Source organism: Erwinia sp. L03-1 (assembly GCF_058686115.1).
The window spans coordinates 3,091,387-3,109,219 of sequence record NZ_CM178762.1 but is presented as its reverse complement, the minus strand read 5'-3'; the positions used below and the strand labels follow the sequence as shown (position 1 = coordinate 3,109,219).

Annotated in this window: 18 protein-coding genes and 3 pseudogenes; 16 read left to right on the top strand and 5 right to left on the bottom strand. The window is 56.4% G+C overall.

Going from position 1 to position 17,833, the window contains the following annotated elements; genetic code table 11:
• Nucleotides 1–15 precede the first annotated feature (15 nt).
• Entirely contained in the window at nt 16–315 is a 300-nt protein-coding gene (gene imm40 / locus AC4PCC_RS14335) for an Imm40 family immunity protein (RefSeq protein ID WP_492124961.1), read from the top strand.
• Nucleotides 316–359: 44 nt separating this feature from the next.
• Here the strand turns inward: imm40 and AC4PCC_RS14330 are convergent, their stop codons facing one another.
• Both AC4PCC_RS14330 and AC4PCC_RS14325 read right to left on the bottom strand, forming a co-directional pair.
• Nucleotides 360–566 (bottom strand): SymE family type I addiction module toxin, encoded by a 207-nt coding sequence (locus tag AC4PCC_RS14330; protein ID WP_492124960.1) that lies wholly within the window; start codon nt 564–566, stop codon nt 360–362.
• 71 nt (nt 567–637) lie between these two features.
• A complete protein-coding gene (locus tag AC4PCC_RS14325) occupies nt 638–1,036 on the bottom strand; it encodes a helix-turn-helix domain-containing protein (protein ID WP_492124956.1) in 399 nt (132 codons plus the stop codon).
• Between the two features lie 98 nt (nt 1,037–1,134).
• Here AC4PCC_RS14325 and AC4PCC_RS14320 point away from each other — a divergent pair, with 98 nt between their 5' ends.
• The 6 genes and pseudogenes from AC4PCC_RS14320 (at nt 1,135) to AC4PCC_RS14295 (ending at nt 7,805) form a co-directional block, all read left to right on the top strand.
• A complete protein-coding gene (locus AC4PCC_RS14320) occupies nt 1,135–4,188 on the top strand; it encodes a CHC2 zinc finger domain-containing protein (protein WP_492124959.1) in 3,054 nt (1,017 codons plus the stop codon).
• A gap of 28 nt (nt 4,189–4,216) precedes the next feature.
• Nucleotides 4,217–5,248, top strand: a complete 1,032-nt coding sequence (gene xerC, locus AC4PCC_RS14315; RefSeq protein WP_492124958.1) for a site-specific tyrosine recombinase XerC — start codon at nt 4,217–4,219, stop codon at nt 5,246–5,248.
• A gap of 56 nt (nt 5,249–5,304) precedes the next feature.
• Nucleotides 5,305–5,583 (top strand): antitoxin of toxin-antitoxin stability system, encoded by a 279-nt coding sequence (locus AC4PCC_RS14310; RefSeq protein WP_492124953.1) that lies wholly within the window; start codon nt 5,305–5,307, stop codon nt 5,581–5,583.
• On the top strand, nt 5,580–5,879 hold the full coding sequence (locus AC4PCC_RS14305) for a type II toxin-antitoxin system RelE/ParE family toxin (protein WP_492124952.1): 300 nt from the start codon (nt 5,580–5,582) through the stop codon (nt 5,877–5,879). The genes AC4PCC_RS14310 and AC4PCC_RS14305 overlap by 4 nt, the downstream gene beginning before the upstream one ends.
• An 820-nt stretch (nt 5,880–6,699) precedes the next feature.
• Nucleotides 6,700–7,128 (top strand): annotated as a pseudogene (locus tag AC4PCC_RS14300) (hypothetical protein); the annotation flags it as partial.
• 311 nt (nt 7,129–7,439) lie between these two features.
• Nucleotides 7,440–7,805, top strand: coding sequence for a hypothetical protein (locus AC4PCC_RS14295; RefSeq protein WP_345828011.1), 366 nt, complete (start codon nt 7,440–7,442; stop codon nt 7,803–7,805).
• A 43-nt stretch (nt 7,806–7,848) separates the two neighbouring features.
• Here the strand turns inward: AC4PCC_RS14295 and AC4PCC_RS14290 are convergent, their stop codons facing one another.
• Both AC4PCC_RS14290 and AC4PCC_RS14285 read right to left on the bottom strand, forming a co-directional pair.
• Nucleotides 7,849–8,064 carry a SymE family type I addiction module toxin gene (locus AC4PCC_RS14290; protein WP_492124957.1) on the bottom strand — a complete coding sequence of 72 codons (216 nt, stop codon included), beginning with the start codon at nt 8,062–8,064 and terminating at the stop codon, nt 7,849–7,851.
• A gap of 71 nt (nt 8,065–8,135) precedes the next feature.
• Entirely contained in the window at nt 8,136–8,534 is a 399-nt protein-coding gene (locus AC4PCC_RS14285) for a helix-turn-helix domain-containing protein (protein ID WP_492124956.1), read from the bottom strand.
• A gap of 98 nt (nt 8,535–8,632) precedes the next feature.
• On the opposite strand from AC4PCC_RS14285, the gene AC4PCC_RS14280 reads away from it, so the two are divergent.
• The 7 genes from AC4PCC_RS14280 (at nt 8,633) to AC4PCC_RS14250 (ending at nt 16,178) form a co-directional block, all read left to right on the top strand.
• Entirely contained in the window at nt 8,633–11,716 is a 3,084-nt protein-coding gene (locus tag AC4PCC_RS14280) for a CHC2 zinc finger domain-containing protein (RefSeq protein ID WP_492124955.1), read from the top strand.
• 28 nt (nt 11,717–11,744) lie between these two features.
• Nucleotides 11,745–12,776 carry a site-specific tyrosine recombinase XerC gene (gene xerC / locus AC4PCC_RS14275; RefSeq protein WP_492124954.1) on the top strand — a complete coding sequence of 344 codons (1,032 nt, stop codon included), beginning with the start codon at nt 11,745–11,747 and terminating at the stop codon, nt 12,774–12,776.
• Between the two features lie 56 nt (nt 12,777–12,832).
• Nucleotides 12,833–13,111 (top strand): antitoxin of toxin-antitoxin stability system, encoded by a 279-nt coding sequence (locus AC4PCC_RS14270; protein ID WP_492124953.1) that lies wholly within the window; start codon nt 12,833–12,835, stop codon nt 13,109–13,111.
• A complete protein-coding gene (locus AC4PCC_RS14265; RefSeq protein ID WP_492124952.1) occupies nt 13,108–13,407 on the top strand; it encodes a type II toxin-antitoxin system RelE/ParE family toxin in 300 nt (99 codons plus the stop codon). Before AC4PCC_RS14270 ends, AC4PCC_RS14265 begins: the two co-directional genes overlap by 4 nt.
• A gap of 666 nt (nt 13,408–14,073) precedes the next feature.
• Nucleotides 14,074–14,772 carry a VENN motif pre-toxin domain-containing protein gene (locus tag AC4PCC_RS14260; protein WP_492124951.1) on the top strand — a complete coding sequence of 233 codons (699 nt, stop codon included), beginning with the start codon at nt 14,074–14,076 and terminating at the stop codon, nt 14,770–14,772.
• 96 nt (nt 14,773–14,868) lie between these two features.
• A complete protein-coding gene (locus tag AC4PCC_RS14255) occupies nt 14,869–15,909 on the top strand; it encodes an IS630 family transposase (protein ID WP_492124684.1) in 1,041 nt (346 codons plus the stop codon).
• Nucleotides 15,910–15,947: 38 nt separating this feature from the next.
• A complete protein-coding gene (locus AC4PCC_RS14250) occupies nt 15,948–16,178 on the top strand; it encodes a hypothetical protein (protein ID WP_492124950.1) in 231 nt (76 codons plus the stop codon).
• A gap of 109 nt (nt 16,179–16,287) precedes the next feature.
• Here the strand turns inward: AC4PCC_RS14250 and AC4PCC_RS14245 are convergent, their stop codons facing one another.
• Nucleotides 16,288–17,211 carry an IS5 family transposase gene (locus AC4PCC_RS14245; protein WP_492124949.1) on the bottom strand — a complete coding sequence of 308 codons (924 nt, stop codon included), beginning with the start codon at nt 17,209–17,211 and terminating at the stop codon, nt 16,288–16,290.
• A gap of 67 nt (nt 17,212–17,278) precedes the next feature.
• On the opposite strand from AC4PCC_RS14245, the pseudogene AC4PCC_RS14240 reads away from it, so the two are divergent.
• Both AC4PCC_RS14240 and AC4PCC_RS14235 read left to right on the top strand, forming a co-directional pair.
• Nucleotides 17,279–17,521: pseudogene (locus tag AC4PCC_RS14240) on the top strand (VENN motif pre-toxin domain-containing protein); the annotation flags it as partial.
• A 16-nt stretch (nt 17,522–17,537) separates the two neighbouring features.
• Nucleotides 17,538–17,681 (top strand): annotated as a pseudogene (locus AC4PCC_RS14235) (IS3 family transposase); the annotation flags it as partial.
• Nucleotides 17,682–17,833 lie beyond the last annotated feature (152 nt).

Below are 17,833 nucleotides of genomic sequence, written 5' to 3'. Positions count from 1 at the left end.
GGAGTAATTAGAAAAATGATCAATAAAATATTAGAATTATATGCGCGGTTTGGAAAAAGCCTGTTAGATAATGGGATTAATGATGCAGTGCTACCAATATCCGTAGCTGATGAAGCCTTAGCCCTATTCGCAGAAGCTAAATGGATAGTGCTTGGAGGTGATGTTTACCAATATGAAAATAATGTAATGAAGAATTTCTACGCAGACTGGTACTGTAATCTTATCGTTCCCTCCGAAAGCTGCGATTACGCCAAAGAACATTTACAAAAGTTAAGAGGCGATAATATTTATATCTCCTTTACAATAAGAAACTAAAAGATATCCCGGCCCAATCGAGCCGGGATCTTCTCACCCGCCTATCACTCCTCAGCCAGCCGGATGATCAACTCGCCCTGCTCACACAGCACCTCAACCTTCTTCCCCGTCTCAAACCCCATCTCCTTCAGCCAGTGGCCCTTCAGGGTGACGGCGGGCATGGGCTGGTACTTCGCGTCACTGACATAACCCACGGTATAACAACGGGTTGTGGGCATGCCTGTCTCTGGCTTATGATGTGTCTCAGCCATAATTAACTCCCTAACAGTTAGTTGTGGTCAGCGGGTTGTCGGTGTTAGCGCACCTTCAGCCCGCACTTGTATTAACTCTCTTCTTTAGCTGCTCCCTGAGCCACGCGGGCCATCGCTCCTGCGACCTGGTTCTTGATAATCATCGCGTCCAGCAGTTCCCGGATCACGTCCTGTTCATACTGAGGCATACGTGAAATGGTCTCGAACTGGTAGCGAAGCTGCTCATCAGGGCCGCGCTCCTGCTCATCAAATACCAGCATATCGGCGCTGACAGCGAGCGCAATTGCCAGTCTGCGTATCACATCTAAGGTAGGTTGTGAGTTGCCACCTTCATAGCGCCGTATCTGTAAAACTGCCACACCGGCCATATCGGCCAGCGTCTGCTGGGTGAGTCCGCGCGCCTTGCGCAGAGTGGTAAGCCGCTCAGGGAACTGCATGTTAAGAAACCAGGTTGTTGAACTTGCTGTCACTATACGTCCCCCATCTTAAATGCTTGCTTTAAGATATCGTATCAGATATTTTATAAATATCAATATAGCATCTTGACAGGTTTTTGCAGGAGGCAGAAATGGGCAACGGACGAATAACCCCGGAAGAACTGGAGCAGCTGAAGCGTAACGTGTCGCTGCTGAAGGTGGCGCAGGATCAGAACCGCAAACTGACGAAGCAGGGAAAGGACTTCGTGACCCTCTGCCCGTTCCACCATGAGAAAACCCCGTCCTGCGTGATCAGCCCGGCCAAAAACCTGTATCACTGCTTCGGCTGTGACGCGGGCGGTTCGGTGCTGGACTGGCTGCTCCGCACTGAAAACCTGGGCTTCCCGCAGGCTGTGCTGCGGCTGCGGGCACTGGCCGGCACCACGTATGTACGGCCTGCGTCACCTTCTTCTTCAGCCGCCGCCGTTCCCGCCCCTTCTTCACCGCCTGCCCGTCAGACCCTGACCGATCTGGATGATGACGGCCAGGCGCTGTTACGTCAGGTCACGGACTTTTATCACCAGAACCTGCTGAGCAACCCGGATGCACTGGCCTGGCTGGAGAAACGTGGGCTTAATCATCCTGAACTGGTCAGCCACTTCCGCTTAGGCTTCGCCGGGGCGCACGGCGTGGCGGGGGCGCTGCCGTCGCCCTGTTGCAAGGAGGGCAAGGCGTTACGCACACGCTTAAAACAGCTCGGCGTGATCCGTGAATCCAACCGCCAGGATCACTTCCGGGGCTGCCTGGTGGTGCCGGTGACGGGCTGGTCTGAAAGCTACGATCCGGCAAGCCGTGGCCGCGTGTTGCAGCTCTACGGGCGGCGCACGATGGCCGATCACCTGATCATCAAGGGATCGGCAAAACACCTCTATCTGCCCTCGCCGCTGGCCGGGATCTGGAATGAGCAGGCGCTGGCCACCGCAACGGAAGCGATCCTGTGTGAAGCACTGATCGACGCGATGACCTTCTGGTGTGCCGGTTACCGCAACGTGCTCGCCGCTTACGGTGTGAACGGCTTCACCGCATCCCATCTGGCGGCGTTGCAGTATCACGGCGTGAAGCGGGTGATGATCGCCTTCGATCGCGACGAGGCCGGGGATCGGGGTGCTGATGCGGTGGCGGCTGAACTGGCCGGTGCCGGGATCGAGACGTGGCGGGTGCGTTTCCCTGCCGGACTGGATGCCAATGCGTATGCGGTGAAAAGCGGCAATCCTGAATCTGCCTTCGCGCTGGCGCTGGAGCAGGCTGTGCGGATGCAAAGCGGCTCTGCTGTTACATCCAAAACCGTGACGGCCAGCGGTGAAATAACGTCCTCTTTAGCCGCCCAACCAGGCGTTCAGACGGCAACCGTTGCTGCTGCAACCGCCGCCATCGCCTGCGAAATCACGCCAGCCGGTGAACTGCTGCTTAAGTCCGGCCCGCGCGTGTGGCGGGTGCGCGGCTGGCAGAAAAACAGCCTGGCGGAGGTGATGAAGGTCAACGTGCAGGTGCTGGATGAATCGACCGGCGCGTTCCACGTGGACCAGCTGGACATGTACCACGCGAAACAGCGTCAGGGGTATGTGAGCACGGCGGCAAACGAGCTGGCCTGTGAACTGGCGTTGATAAAGCGGGAATGCGGGCGGGTGCTGCTGGCACTCGAAGCCCGCCAGGACGAACGGCTTAAAGCAGCGAAGACTGAGCAGGCTTCCGGGGCGGTGACGGTATCGGGTGAGGATGAAGCCGCAGCCCTTGCGCTGCTGAAATCCCCTGACCTGGCAGAGCGCATCGTCAGTGACCTGGCATCCTGTGGCGTGGTGGGTGAATCGACCAACCTGCTGACCGGCTATCTGGCGGCGACGTCCCGCAAGCTGGACAGGCCGCTTACGGTGCTTATCCAGTCTTCCTCGGCGGCGGGCAAGTCGTCGCTGATGGACGCCGTGCTCGGCCTGATGCCGGAGGAGGAGCGGGTGCAGTACAGCGCCATGACCGGGCAGAGCCTGTACTACCTGGGTGAAACCTCGCTCCAGCACAAAATCCTGGCGATAGCAGAGGAGGAAGGGGTGCGCCAGGCAGCGTATGCGCTGAAGCTGTTGCAGAGTGACGGGGAGCTGAAGATAGCGTCAACCGGCAAGGATGAGTCCAGCGGCGAGCTGGTGACGCGGGAGTACAGCGTGAAGGGGCCGGTGATGCTGATGCTGACGACCACGGCGTCTGACGTGGACGAAGAGCTGCTGAACCGCTGCCTGGTGCTGACGGTGAACGAGTCCAGGGAGCAGACGCAGGCAATACACGCGCTTCAGCGCAGGGCGCAGACGCTGGCCGGGTTACTGGCGGTGAATGAAAAGCAGTATCTGACCCGGCTGCACCAGAACGCGCAGCGGTTGCTCAGGCCGTTAAAAGTGGTGAATCCTTATGCTGAACAGCTCACCTTCCTCAGTGATAAAACCCGGACGCGGCGCGACCATATGAAATACCTGACGCTGATACAGAGCGTTGCGTTGCTGCACCAGTATCAGCGGGAGGTTAAGCGGGCTGAGCACCGGGGTTCGTTCATTGAATACATCCGGGTACAGCCGTCAGACATCCGGCTTGCCAACCGGCTGTCACATGAAATACTGGGTCGCACACTGGACGAGATGCCGCCACAGACCCGGAAGCTGTTGATACTGTTACGTGAAATGGTGGAGGCGATGGCCAGCGTGCAAAACTGTCCGGCTTCAGAAATACGCTTCACGCGGCGTGATATCCGGGCGTGGACGAACTGGAGCGACAGCCAGCTGAAGAATCACTGCCTGCGCCTGACGGAGATGGAGTATCTGCTGCTGCACGGCGGCTGTCGCGGGCACCTGCTGCGCTATGAGCTGCTGTGGGACGGCGGTAACGGTGAAGAGGCGCACCTGTGCGGGCTGCTGGATGTGGAGAATAACGAAGGCGACGAACGCAAGTCTGGCTCTGATAAAGGCAAGTCTGATAAAGATGAAAGTAAGTCTGCCTTAAGTCCGGGGCAAGTCGGGGCTAAGTCTGACCGGCAAAAAGTGGCCTCAGAGCAGATGACACAGGGGCCGGGCGCTCCGCAAGTCTGCCCTGACGAAAACGCAGTAATCAGGAAGAAAAATAAAATCGTGCTGCCACCTTCGCCCTCGTTACCCGGAACCTCTTCTTAGCCGCCAGCCCTGACACCGGAGCGTCAACATGGCCAACCGCAAACCCACCTCAAACCGCCTTCTCAGCGTTGATGATGTGTACCGCCAGCCGGTTGGCCCGGCAACGCATCCGAAAAGCCTGTACGCGCTGCTGCTGCGGTTCGTGAAGTGGCGCAGGGAGCGCAACTGGTCGGAGACGACGCTGAAGACGCAGACGCATCACAGCTACCGCTTTATCCTGTGGGCCGCCGAGCGTGGTATCCACTACGCGGCAGAGGTGACGCGCCCGGTGCTGGAGCGTTACCAGCGTTACCTGTACGGCTACCGCAAAAGTAACGGCGAACCGCTTACCAGCCGGACGCAGCGCACCACGCTCCAGCCGCTTCAGGTGTGGTTCAGCTGGATGGCGAAACAGGGGCTGATACTGGCGAATCCCGCCGCCGACCTGGAGCTGCCACGACTGGAGAAACGTCTGCCCCGGACGATACTGAGCGTGGAACAGGTGGAAGAGATAGTGAACCTGTGCGACCTGACCACGCTTCAGGGCATCCGTGACCGGGCGCTGCTGGAGCTGCTGTGGTCAACGGGTATCCGGCGCGGTGAGGTCGCGAACCTTGAGATATACAGCGCGGACTTCAGCCGTAAAATACTGACCATCGTGCAGGGAAAAGGACACGAAGACCGCATCGTGCCGGTGGGAGAACGTGCGCTGTGGTGGCTCAACCGCTGGCTGTATCATGTGCGGCCAGAGCTGCTGGCGGTAGCGGACTGTAAGGCGCTGTTCCTGGCCATGGACGGTCTGGCAGGTCTGACGGCCAGCGGCATCACCATGGCCGTGGTGCCTTACTTAAGAGCGGCGGGTATCGACAAAGGGAGCTGCCACCTGTTCCGCCATGCAATGGCGACGCAGATGCTGGAGAACGGCGCGGACCTCAGATGGATACAGGCGATGCTGGGCCACCGGAGCGTTGAATCAACCCAAATCTACACGCAGGTGAGTATCCGGGCGTTGCAGGCGGTGCATGCGCGTACGCATCCTGCGGAGCAGGGGGACAGCGAGAAGCCAGACAATATGGAGTAAAGGTAATGATAAGGTATATACTTGGTCAGTACTTAAGCGGAATGAGAGAAAGAACCATGCCTAAAGAAGCGGTGTTCACGATGAAGCTGGAAAGCTCGCTGCGGGAAGACTTTATCGCCGCAGCGAAAGCCAGTGACAGACCAGCCTCGCAGGTAATACGCGAGCTGATGCGGGACTACATCCGGCGCCAGACCGAGAGCCGGGCTTACGATGCTTACCTGGCGCAGAAAGTGGAGCGAGGGCGCCAGGACATACGGGCAGGTAACGTTGTGGGCAATGAAGAGGTTGAAGCGCAGTTCGCCGCGCGTCGTGCGAAACTGACGGGGAAAGCATGAAGGTGCTCTGGGCGCAGGAAGCGCTCAACAACCGTACAGCAATATGGGATTACCTGGCAGAACGAAATCCGCTGGCTGCGATGGAACTGGATGAACGGTTCAACGAAGCAGCAGCCAGGCTGGCGGAGCATCCGCTGATGGGTGTAGCGGGGAAAATAGCCGGTACGCGAGAGCTGATACCGCATGAGCATTACCGGCTTGTGTACGAGACGGATGAAGAGGCCGGTATCGTCTGGATAGTGACGCTGATCCACACAGCCCGGTGCTGGCCGCCGGTATCGCCGGAAAGCCCGTAAGCCCTCTGTGAGCCGGGTTGTTCCGTGCACGGCAGAGCGCCGCATCCGTGCGGCGATCTGCCTTCATCGCGTCCCGTATGCGCGGGGGTAAACGGCCGCCCGGCCAGCGCTAAGCGGTGACGTTCTCTGCGTTCATGCTGCTGGCCGAACGTCCGTTCAACATAATGTGCAGGTATTATACGCAGTCGTCCCGCAGAGCCCCTCAGCCCGGCCCGCCCTCAACGAGCGGGCCGTCTTCGTATAATACACATTATGTCGTGCGCCCCCGCGTTGTGGGCCGGGGTGGGGCCGCCCTCCCTGGCGGCGTCAGCAGCAGTGCAAACCCTCAGCAAACAGCAATAAGGCAGGCCGGCCCCAGGGCCTCCGCTGAAAGGCTTCATGCCCGCCCGGCTGCGTCTGGCTGCACGGGGTCGCACTGCGCTTCGCTCCGTTGCTCCTTCCCCGTTCGCCCGCTTCCGCTGCCCGCCCCGGTCCGGTGTGGTCATGCAAAACCGTGCGTTCCCTCCAGCGTCGGCGCTTCAGAGCGCTGTCCAGCGCTGCGGGCCTCGCCAGCCCGCGCCCGGCAGACGGTTCCCCGGGCCACAGCGAGCTGTGACCCGGCTCCCGCCGCGATGTAAAAGCGGTAATGACAGACGGTCTGAAGTTGTTAAAATACGCGGGTGCAGGCGTGATGCCACGGCATGGCGGTAGCGTGTCCGGGGGCTGAAAAAGCGCGTCGGGGCAAAAAGTTGGCGTCCCGGAAGTGCGACAGGGAAAACAGCCTCTAACCCACGGAAAGCACAGGGAAAAGTCGGGTTCATCGTCAGGCTGTGCACCGGATAAAGTTGTTGTTGAGAATAACTCGCTGAGTGGTGACCAGGCCCGCGCGACGGTGAAACAGGCCGCTGAATCTCTGAAGGATCAGGTGAGGAATAAGCTGGGTGACGGCACAACCTCTTCCATAGCGAACGCAATTATTAACGGCCTGGCTGATACCGGTGATGCAGCATTGGGTGGAGCGGATTACGCAGCCGATGCTGCTATGGCGCTGGCGGCCTGTGCAGCCGGAGACAGCTACTGTAGTACGGCGTTGAATGATCTGTCCGGTAAGAACCAGGCGGTGGCTGACAGCGTTAAGGCGCTGATGCAGAGTGAAACCTGGTCAGCGGTAGCCGACACCATCAAACAGGCTTCTGAAGGTAATCAGGCAGCGCTGGAAGCCACGGGCGGAATGCTGGCCGGGATTATATTACCGGGTAAGAAAGTTCCGCATGTACCTAATGCCGGAGCCGTAGGGAATATGGGTGAATTCTTTAAAAAGCCTGGTTTTGGAAGTGAAATTAAAGAGATATCTAAAAAAACCAGTAAGCAATATCAGGGGCAAAGCGTTTACCAGGCAAATAAACCTGTAGGTGATTATATTCAGAAAGGTGATCAATTCTATTTAGATGCTAAACATAAAGACCATATCGAAGTTTTTGATAGTACAGGGACAAAGGTAAGGGCGGTTCTTAATCTTGACGGTTCCTTTAATGACGCAAAAACCAAGGCCGCTAAAGCTGAAGGTAGAAGGTTGCTAAAATGATAGATATTAGTATGTTAGATAAATTTAAAGATGCTTACTTGGAGCTGTTAAAGCAGCGGTCGGGTAAAGAGCTTGATATGGATGACCTTTATTTGGAGAAAGATTATTCAATAGTAGATAGCATCCAAGAGAGCATGAGAAATCTTAATTTAACAATCGAGTTGTTTTTTGATGCGCAAGAAAATAACGATGAATTAGCAATGCAAGCAGCCTTGCTACGTATATCAGCTTTTTTATCTGGGATATACGGGGTTTTTTCTCAGACGACCGAGGATATTGACCGTTTTTTCAAGCTTCCTGATGATATATCTTTCCCGGAAGATTATAAAATACCTGAGTATTACAACTATCCTATTAAATAGAACCAATCCCGGCCAATCGAGCCGGGATTTGTTTACCCGCCGCTTACTCCTCAGCCAGCCGGATAATCAGCTCTCCCTGCTCACACAGCACCTCAACCTTCTTCCCCGTCTCAAAACCCAGATCTCCCATCCAGTGGCCCCGCAGCGTGATCGACGGTGACGGCCGGTGCTTAATGTGATCCCGGATATAACCCACGGTATAACGTCTTGATTTAGTTGTGGGTGTGGTGGTGCCTGACTTATGATGTGTCTCAGCCATAATTAACTCCCTAACAGTTAGTTGTGGTCAGCGGGTTGTCGGTGTTAGCGCACCTTCAGCCCGCGCTCGTATTAACTCTCTTCTTTAGCTGCTCCCTGAGCCACGCGGGCCATCGCTCCTGCGACCTGGTTCTTGATAATCATCGCGTCCAGCAGTTCCCGGATCACGTCCTGTTCATACTGAGGCATACGTGAAATGGTCTCGAACTGGTAGCGAAGCTGCTCATCAGGGCCGCGCTCCTGCTCATCAAATACCAGCATATCGGCGCTGACAGCGAGCGCAATTGCCAGTCTGCGTATCACATCTAAGGTAGGTTGTGAGTTGCCACCTTCATAGCGCCGTATCTGTAAAACTGCCACACCGGCCATATCGGCCAGCGTCTGCTGGGTGAGTCCGCGCGCCTTGCGCAGAGTGGTAAGCCGCTCAGGGAACTGCATGTTAAGAAACCAGGTTGTTGAACTTGCTGTCACTATACGTCCCCCATCTGAAATGCTTGCTTTAAGATATCGTATCAGATATTTTATAAATATCAATATAGCATCTTGACAGGTTTTTGCAGGAGGCAGAAATGGGCAACGGACGAATAACCCCGGAAGAACTGGAACAGTTGAAGCGTAACGTGTCGCTGCTGAAGGTGGCAGAATCGCAGGATCGTAAGCTGACGAAGCAGGGTAAAGACGTCGTGACGCTGTGTCCGTTCCACCATGAGAAAACCCCGTCCTGCGTGATCAGCCCGGCCAAAAACCTCTATCACTGCTTCGGCTGTGACGCAGGCGGTTCGGTGCTGGACTGGCTGCTCCGCACTGAAAACCTGGGCTTCCCGCAGGCTGTGCTGCGGCTGCGGGAACTGGCCGGCACCACGTATGTACGGCCTGCGTCACCTTCTTCTTCAGCCGCCGCCGTTCCCGCCCCTTCTTCGCCGCCTGTCCGTCAGACCCTCACTGACCTGGACGATGACGGCCAGGCGCTGCTGCGTCAGGTCACCGACTGGTATCACCAGAACCTGCTGAGCAACCCGGATGCACTGGCCTGGCTGGAGAAACGTGGGCTTAATCATCCTGAACTGGTCAGCTACTTCCGCTTAGGCTTCGCCGGGGCGCACGGCGTGGCGGGGGCGCTGCCGTCGCCCTGTTGCAAGGAGGGCAAGGCGTTACGCACACGCCTGAAACAGCTCGGCGTGATCCGGGAAAGTAACCGTCAGGATCACTTCCGGGGTTGTCTGGTGGTGCCGGTGACGGGCTGGTCAGAGAGTTACGATCCGGCAAGCCGTGGCCGGGTGTTGCAGCTCTACGGGCGGCGCACGATGGCCGATCACCTGATCATCAAGGGATCGGCAAAACACCTCTATCTGCCCTCGCCGCTGGCCGGGATCTGGAATGAAGCGGCGCTGAAAGCCGCATCAGAAGTGATCCTGTGTGAAGCGCTGATCGACGCCATGACCTTCTGGTGTGCCGGTTACCGCAATGTGATCGCCGCTTACGGCATCAACGGCTTCACCGCATCCCATCTGGCGGCGTTGCAGTACCACGGCGTGAAGCGGATGATGATCGCCTTCGATCGCGACGAGGCCGGAGATCGAGGCGCGGATGCAGTGGCCGCTCAGTTGGCTGGTGTCGGGATAGAGGCCTGGCGGGTACGCTTCCCGGCCGGACTGGATGCCAACGCTTACGCGGTGAAAAGCGGCAATCCTGAATACGCACTGGCTCTTGCGCTGGAACAGTCGGTCAGAATGGCAGCTGCGGCCGGGGCAGGCAGCCCGGTCTCTCCGGTGCAAAGCGACACCGCTGTTACATCCAAAACTGTGACCAGCAGCAATGAAAAACCCTCATCTTTAGCCGCCTGCCCTTCCTCACAGCCAACTCAGCAGCCCGCCGCCATCGCCTGCGAAATCACGCCAGCCGGTGAACTGCTGCTTAAGTCCGGCCCGCGCGTGTGGCGGGTGCGCGGCTGGCAGAAAAACAGCCTGGCGGAGGTGATGAAGGTCAACGTGCAGGTGCTGGATGAATCGACCGGCGCGTTCCACGTGGACCAGCTGGACATGTACCACGCGAAACAGCGTCAGGGGTATGTGAGCACGGCGGCAAACGAGCTGGCCTGTGAACTGGCGTTGATAAAGCGGGAATGCGGGCGGGTGCTGCTGGCACTCGAAGCCCGCCAGGACGAACGGCTTAAAGCAGCGAAGACTGAGCAGGCTTCCGGGGCGGTGACGGTATCGGGTGAGGATGAAGCCGCAGCCCTTGCGCTGCTGAAATCCCCTGACCTGGCAGAGCGCATCGTCAGTGACCTGGCATCCTGTGGCGTGGTGGGTGAATCGACCAACCTGCTGACCGGCTATCTGGCGGCGACGTCCCGCAAGCTGGACAGGCCGCTTACGGTGCTTATCCAGTCTTCCTCGGCGGCGGGCAAGTCGTCGCTGATGGACGCCGTGCTCGGCCTGATGCCGGAGGAGGAGCGGGTGCAGTACAGCGCCATGACCGGGCAGAGCCTGTACTACCTGGGTGAAACCTCGCTCCAGCACAAAATCCTGGCGATAGCAGAGGAGGAAGGGGTGCGCCAGGCAGCGTATGCGCTGAAGCTGTTGCAGAGTGACGGGGAGCTGAAGATAGCGTCAACCGGCAAGGATGAGTCCAGCGGCGAGCTGGTGACGCGGGAGTACAGCGTGAAGGGGCCGGTGATGCTGATGCTGACGACCACGGCGTCTGACGTGGACGAAGAGCTGCTGAACCGCTGCCTGGTGCTGACGGTGAACGAGTCCAGGGAGCAGACGCAGGCAATACACGCGCTTCAGCGCAGGGCGCAGACGCTGGCCGGGTTACTGGCGGTGAATGAAAAGCAGTATCTGACCCGGCTGCACCAGAACGCGCAGCGGTTGCTCAGGCCGTTAAAAGTGGTGAATCCTTATGCTGAACAGCTCACCTTCCTCAGTGATAAAACCCGGACGCGGCGCGACCATATGAAATACCTGACGCTGATACAGAGCGTTGCGTTGCTGCACCAGTATCAGCGGGAGGTTAAGCGGGCTGAGCACCGGGGTTCGTTCATTGAATACATCCGGGTACAGCCGTCAGACATCCGGCTTGCCAACCGGCTGTCACATGAAATACTGGGTCGCACACTGGACGAGATGCCGCCACAGACCCGGAAGCTGTTGATACTGTTACGTGAAATGGTGGAGGCGATGGCCAGCGTGCAAAACTGTCCGGCTTCAGAAATACGCTTCACGCGGCGTGATATCCGGGCGTGGACGAACTGGAGCGACAGCCAGCTGAAGAATCACTGCCTGCGCCTGACGGAGATGGAGTATCTGCTGCTGCACGGCGGCTGTCGCGGGCACCTGCTGCGCTATGAGCTGCTGTGGGACGGCGGTAACGGTGAAGAGGCGCACCTGTGCGGGCTGCTGGATGTGGAGAATAACGAAGGCGACGAACGCAAGTCTGGCTCTGATAAAGGCAAGTCTGATAAAGATGAAAGTAAGTCTGCCTTAAGTCCGGGGCAAGTCGGGGCTAAGTCTGACCGGCAAAAAGTGGCCTCAGAGCAGATGACACAGGGGCCGGGCGCTCCGCAAGTCTGCCCTGACGAAAACGCAGTAATCAGGAAGAAAAATAAAATCGTGCTGCCACCTTCGCCCTCGTTACCCGGAACCTCTTCTTAGCCGCCAGCCCTGACACCGGAGCGTCAACATGGCCAACCGCAAACCCACCTCAAACCGCCTTCTCAGCGTTGATGATGTGTACCGCCAGCCGGTCGGTCCGGCAACGCATCCGAAAAGCCTGTACGCGCTGCTGCTGCGGTTCGTGAAGTGGCGGCGTGAGCGGAACTGGTCAGAGACCACGCTGAAGACCCAGACGCATCACAGCTACCGCTTTATCCTGTGGGCCGCCGAGCGTGGTATCCACTACGCGGCAGAGGTGACGCGCCCGGTGCTGGAGCGTTACCAGCGTTACCTGTACGGCTACCGCAAGAGCAACGGTGAACCGCTCTCCAGCCGGACGCAGCGCACCACGCTCCAGCCGCTTCAGGTGTGGTTCAGCTGGATGGCGAAACAGGGGCTGATACTGGCGAACCCGGCGGCAGACCTGGAGTTACCGGGACTGGAGAAGCGCCTGCCGCGCACGATACTGAGCGTGGAACAGGTGGAGGATATCGTGAGCCTGTGCGACCTGAGCACGCTTCAGGGTATCCGTGACCGGGCGCTGCTGGAGCTGCTGTGGTCAACGGGTATCCGGCGGGGTGAGGTGGCCAGCCTTGAGATATACAGCGTGGACTTCAGCCGGAAGATACTGACCATCGTGCAGGGCAAAGGAAAGCAGGACAGAGTGATACCGGTGGGTGAGCGGGCGCTGTGGTGGCTTAACCGCTGGCTGCATCATGTGCGGCCAGAGCTGCTGGCGGCAGCGGACTGTAAGGCGCTGTTCCTGGCCATGGACGGTCTGGCAGGTCTGACGGCCAGCGGCATCACAATGGCGGTGGTGCCTTACTTAAGAGCGGCGGGTATCGACAAAGGGAGCTGCCACCTGTTCCGCCATGCGATGGCGACGCAGATGCTGGAGAACGGCGCGGACCTCAGATGGATACAGGCGATGCTGGGCCACCGGAGCGTTGAATCAACCCAAATCTACACGCAGGTGAGTATCCGGGCGTTGCAGGCGGTGCATGCGCGTACGCATCCTGCGGAGCAGGGGGACAGCGAGAAGCCAGACAATATGGAGTAAAGGTAATGATAAGGTATATACTTGGTCAGTACTTAAGCGGAATGAGAGAAAGAACCATGCCTAAAGAAGCGGTGTTCACGATGAAGCTGGAAAGCTCGCTGCGGGAAGACTTTATCGCCGCAGCGAAAGCCAGTGACAGACCAGCCTCGCAGGTAATACGCGAGCTGATGCGGGACTACATCCGGCGCCAGACCGAGAGCCGGGCTTACGATGCTTACCTGGCGCAGAAAGTGGAGCGAGGGCGCCAGGACATACGGGCAGGTAACGTTGTGGGCAATGAAGAGGTTGAAGCGCAGTTCGCCGCGCGTCGTGCGAAACTGACGGGGAAAGCATGAAGGTGCTCTGGGCGCAGGAAGCGCTCAACAACCGTACAGCAATATGGGATTACCTGGCAGAACGAAATCCGCTGGCTGCGATGGAACTGGATGAACGGTTCAACGAAGCAGCAGCCAGGCTGGCGGAGCATCCGCTGATGGGTGTAGCGGGGAAAATAGCCGGTACGCGAGAGCTGATACCGCATGAGCATTACCGGCTTGTGTACGAGACGGATGAAGAGGCCGGTATCGTCTGGATAGTGACGCTGATCCACACAGCCCGGTGCTGGCCGCCGGTATCGCCGGAAAGCCCGTAAGCCCTCTGTGAGCCGGGTTGTTCCGTGCACGGCAGAGCGCCGCATCCGTGCGGCGATCTGCCTTCATCGCGTCCCGTATGCGCGGGGGTAAACGGCCGCCCGGCCAGCGCTAAGCGGTGACGTTCTCTGCGTTCATGCTGCTGGCCGAACGTCCGTTCAACATAATGTGCAGGTATTATACGCAGTCGTCCCGCAGAGCCCCTCAGCCCGGCCCGCCCTCCCTGGCGGCGTCAGCAGCAGTGCAAACCCTCAGCAAACAGCAATAAGGCAGGCCGGCCCCAGGGCCTCCGCTGAAAGGCGTTCATGCCCGCCCGGCTGCGTCAGGCTGCACGGGGTCGCACTGCGCTGCGCTTCGTTGCTCCTTCCCCGTTCGCCCGCTTCCGCTGCCCGCCCCGGTCCGGTGTGGTCATGCAAAACCGTGCGTTCCCTCGAGCTTCGGCGCTTCAGAGCGCTGTCCAGCGCTGCGGGCCTCGCCAGCCCGCGCCCGGCAGACGGTTCCCCGGGCCACAGCGAGCTGTGACCCGGCTCCCGCCGCGATGTAAAAGCGGTAATGACAGACGGTCTGAAGTTGTTAAAATACGCGGGTGCAGGCGTGATGCCACGGCATGGCGGTAGCGTGTCCGGGGCTGAAAAGGCGCGTCGGGGCAAAAAGTTGCTGCACCGGACGTGCAACAGGGAAAACAGCCTCTAACCCACGGAAAGCACAGGGAAAAATGTTGTTCGTCGGCAGGATGTGCACCGGATAAAGTTGTTGTTGAGAATAATGCGCTGGGCGCTATGGCTGGCTCAGATCTTGGATTCTGGCTGGGTAAAACCCCGGATGCTTCGACAGAAGATAAAGCTAAATTGGCGGGTGATATAGCGAAGGGTAATGCAATTGTCTCCGCAGAGCTGGCCGGGACAGTTGGATTAGGTGTATTGCCGAAAGGCGCGCTAATTACAGCGGTAATCGGTGGTGGCGCTAATACTATTATTCAGTATGTGGTAAATGGTAAAGTAAATTATACCGATGCGCTGATAGCCAGTTGGGTCGGTGCGGCCACATCAAATACCGGACTATTAGGAACAGTTGGCTGGAATGCGGCGGGCGGAGCCACTTCAAACTATATTAAAGGGGATGATCCTTTATCTGGGGCAATCATAAGTGGTGGCTCCGCTGGAATAGGATATGGCTTAGGCCAAGCAGTAAAAGGTCCTCTGGACAAAGTAATTAATCCTAACTGGAAAAACTGGGAGTGGGTTGATATGGGGATGGGGGTGAGCAAACCAATGCCTTTAGACCCGCGCCCTGCCGTGATAGGAAATATTATCTCCTCTGGTTCAACGGAGGGTATTGGTCAGGGTGGCCCTAAAGCAGCTAAATAACTGCGCTTAATAGTAGATCACTGAAGGGAACTCAATCCGGTTTGAGCGATCTGATCAATCGCCAAACATCACAAATCATCACAACCGGACTGAGTTATGCCGATCATAGCACCGATACCCAATAATGAAAGACGCCAGATGGAAAAAATTGTCCATAAAACAACAGATAAAAACCATTCCAGACGCCTTATGGCCATGCTGATGTTGCATCGTGGTGAATCGCTCAGTTATGTCGCTAAAACCCTGTGTGCAGCGCGTTCCTCTGTCGGTCGCTGGATTAACTGGTTCACATTATTTGGTATCGAAGGTCTAAAAAGTCTTCCGGCCGGACGTCAAAAAAAGTGGCCAGTGGAAGCGATGTTGCGCATGCTTGATTTACTGATTCAGCGCTCTCCTCAGGACTTCGGGTATCTGCGGTCACGGTGGAGCACCGAGATGTTAACGATTGAACTTAATAAGTTATTTAACTCAACGTTGCATCCTGGCTCAGTTCGCCGTTGGTTACCCGGGGCGGGAATTGTCTGGCGAAGAGCGGCTCCGACACTGCATATTCGCGATCCTCACAAAGAGGAAAAACTGGCAGCGATTGATGAAGCATTAGAAAAAAACTGCGCTGACCATCCGGTCTTTTACGAGGATGAAGTGGATATCGATTTGAATCCCAAAATCGGTGCTGACTGGCAGAAAAAAGGGCAGCAAAAACGTATACCTACGCCGGGAAAAAATGAAAAGCATTACCTTGCAGGAGCCCTTCATGCGGGAACAGGCCGGGTGGACTACGTCAGCGGGACAAGTAAGAACTCAGGTTTATTTATCAATATTTTACGTAAGTTGAAAAGCACATACCGCAGTGCAAAAACAATTACGCTAATCGTTGATAATTACATCATTCACAAGAGCAAAAAAACGTTGAAATGGTTGAAGGATAATCCGAAATTTATTGTTATTTATCAGCCAATTTACTCTCCGTGGATAAACAAAATAGAGCTCTTATGGTTGGCCTTGCACGAAACCGTCACGCGCAATCATCGCTGCAAAACAATGTGGCAATTATTGAATAATGTCAGACAATTTATGGAAGTCGCTTCACCTTTCCCTGGCAACAAACACGGGCTAACGAAAGTGAAGCGGTATTAAGCGCAGTTATTTAGCTCTTCAAAAGGAGGTGTGAAATAATGCATAACCTTCTCAGGTTAATTACTACCATATTGTTTGTCATATTAATCGTCACCATTGGGATTTTTATCAGTCGAGTTTTATTTTATTTTATTGAAATTAGAAGCTTTAACATACCTTTTATTGAAATATTAAAGGTTAGTCTTAAAGCTGGTGTGGCAGGAGGATTAGTCGGTGGTGTAGGCATTTATCTTATCCCTTATTTTGCTACAAAAATGCCCAAACGATAATATAGATATAGTTGAATCCCGGCCTTAGTGCCGGGATCTTTTTATCTGTCTTATGGCTTTGTTGAATAAATCAGATTTAGATCGAACCTGTCTGTAGTGAGTTGGGTTTTCAGGCGATACGCACGCTTTCTGGCATTCCGGCCTTCGTCATTTTGTTCAACGCACGCACTATGGCCAGAGCCTCTGCTACCTGACCATCATAGTCACGCAACGTCAGTGAACCTCCGAACAGCTGCTTCACCCTGTACATCGCCGTTTCCGCTATAGAGCGACGGTTATAATCTGTGCTCCATTTCCACCGGGCATTGCTCCCGCTCAGACGCTGATTCGCAACGGCACGGTTGCGGTCTGCGTATTCACCGGGCCAGTAACCCGCTCCCTTTCGCGGAGGGATGAGGGCGCTGATTTTCTTACGACGTAGTTCATCGTGACATAACCGGGTGTCGTAAGCACCGTCCGCTGCGGCTGACCTGATTTTTCGATGAGTCTGCCGGATTAGAACCGGGAAGGCCTCTGCATCAGTCACGTTGTTCAGCGACAGGTCAGCACAGATGATTTCATGCGTTTTCGCGTCAGCGGCCAGATGTAGTTTTCGCCAGATACGCCGGCGTTCTTTGCCGTGTTTTTTGATTTTCCACTCACCTTCACCGAAGACTTTCAGTCCCGTGAAATCAATAACCAGATGCGCTATTTCACCCCGGGTTGGCGTTTTGAAACTGACATTAACTGACTTTGCCCGTTTACTGACGCTGCTGTAATCAGGACAGCGTAACGGAACGCCCATCAGGGAAAAAATGGAATCAATGAAGCCCTGAGCAGCCCGCAGGGTGAGCCGGAATACGCGCTTAATCACCAGGACGGTCGTAATGGCAAGGTCGGAATAGCGCTGAGGCCGCCCACGTGATGAAGGCGTTGCTGAGTCATACCATGCCCTGACAGCTTCATCATCCAGCCAGAAAGTTATGGAGCCTCGGTTGATAAGGGCTTTGTTATAAGAGCGCCAGTTGGTAATTCTGAACTTCTGCTTTGCCATGGGACTGCCGGTGTTGTCAGGATGATGCGTGATCTGATCCTGCGATTGAGCAAAAGTTCGATTTATTCAACAAAGCCCCTGTAAAGCCCAGACGCAGGCGAAATGGACGGCGATAGACCTGCGCCAGGATGGCAGCTTTGCGGCGGGAATGGTCGCGGGGGTGCCAGCGGGGCTGTATGATGCCGTTGACAGCATCGTGAAAACGGCCAGCAGCCCGGTGGAAACTTACGAAGCACTGAAGACGCTGTTTAACAGCGGTGATGTGCTGGGTAACGTTTCGGATGCGGTGAAGCAGTACTATATTGACCGTAGTGGTCAGTACTGCTTGTATCCACGGAGAACGCTTTGCCAGCCGGGAAATAATGCGAGCGACGGTGTTTAATTATATCGAGTGTGATTACAATCGTTGGCGACGGCCCAGTGCGCGCGGCGGTCTAAGTCCGGAACAATTTGAAAACCAGAATCTCGCTTTGGGCTGTGTCCACATTACGTGGGTAAGATCAGACAGGCTAAATCCCTTCTTCATACCGCGATGAAATTACCGGGCAAACTGTGCCGGCGGCCAGGCTGTTACCAGACCACCAGACCACCAGACCACCAGACCACCAGACCACCAGACCAC

Bases quoted from the DNA above. Each gene is read 5' to 3' on its own strand.
- AC4PCC_RS14320 (WP_492124959.1), top strand. From the start codon at position 1,135: ATGGGCAACGGACGAATAACCCCGGAAGAACTGGAGCAGCTGAAGCGT.
- AC4PCC_RS14255 (WP_492124684.1), top strand. From the start codon at position 14,869: ATGCCGATCATAGCACCGATACCCAATAATGAAAGACGCCAGATGGAA.
- AC4PCC_RS14295 (WP_345828011.1), top strand. From the start codon at position 7,440: ATGATAGATATTAGTATGTTAGATAAATTTAAAGATGCTTACTTGGAG.
- AC4PCC_RS14330 (WP_492124960.1), bottom strand. From the start codon at position 566: ATGGCTGAGACACATCATAAGCCAGAGACAGGCATGCCCACAACCCGT.
- AC4PCC_RS14305 (WP_492124952.1), top strand. From the start codon at position 5,580: ATGAAGGTGCTCTGGGCGCAGGAAGCGCTCAACAACCGTACAGCAATA.
- xerC (WP_492124954.1), top strand. From the start codon at position 11,745: ATGGCCAACCGCAAACCCACCTCAAACCGCCTTCTCAGCGTTGATGAT.
- xerC (WP_492124958.1), top strand. From the start codon at position 4,217: ATGGCCAACCGCAAACCCACCTCAAACCGCCTTCTCAGCGTTGATGAT.
- AC4PCC_RS14270 (WP_492124953.1), top strand. From the start codon at position 12,833: ATGCCTAAAGAAGCGGTGTTCACGATGAAGCTGGAAAGCTCGCTGCGG.
- AC4PCC_RS14290 (WP_492124957.1), bottom strand. From the start codon at position 8,064: ATGGCTGAGACACATCATAAGTCAGGCACCACCACACCCACAACTAAA.
- AC4PCC_RS14265 (WP_492124952.1), top strand. From the start codon at position 13,108: ATGAAGGTGCTCTGGGCGCAGGAAGCGCTCAACAACCGTACAGCAATA.
- AC4PCC_RS14310 (WP_492124953.1), top strand. From the start codon at position 5,305: ATGCCTAAAGAAGCGGTGTTCACGATGAAGCTGGAAAGCTCGCTGCGG.
- imm40 (WP_492124961.1), top strand. From the start codon at position 16: ATGATCAATAAAATATTAGAATTATATGCGCGGTTTGGAAAAAGCCTG.
- AC4PCC_RS14250 (WP_492124950.1), top strand. From the start codon at position 15,948: ATGCATAACCTTCTCAGGTTAATTACTACCATATTGTTTGTCATATTA.
- AC4PCC_RS14280 (WP_492124955.1), top strand. From the start codon at position 8,633: ATGGGCAACGGACGAATAACCCCGGAAGAACTGGAACAGTTGAAGCGT.
- AC4PCC_RS14245 (WP_492124949.1), bottom strand. From the start codon at position 17,211: ATGGCAAAGCAGAAGTTCAGAATTACCAACTGGCGCTCTTATAACAAA.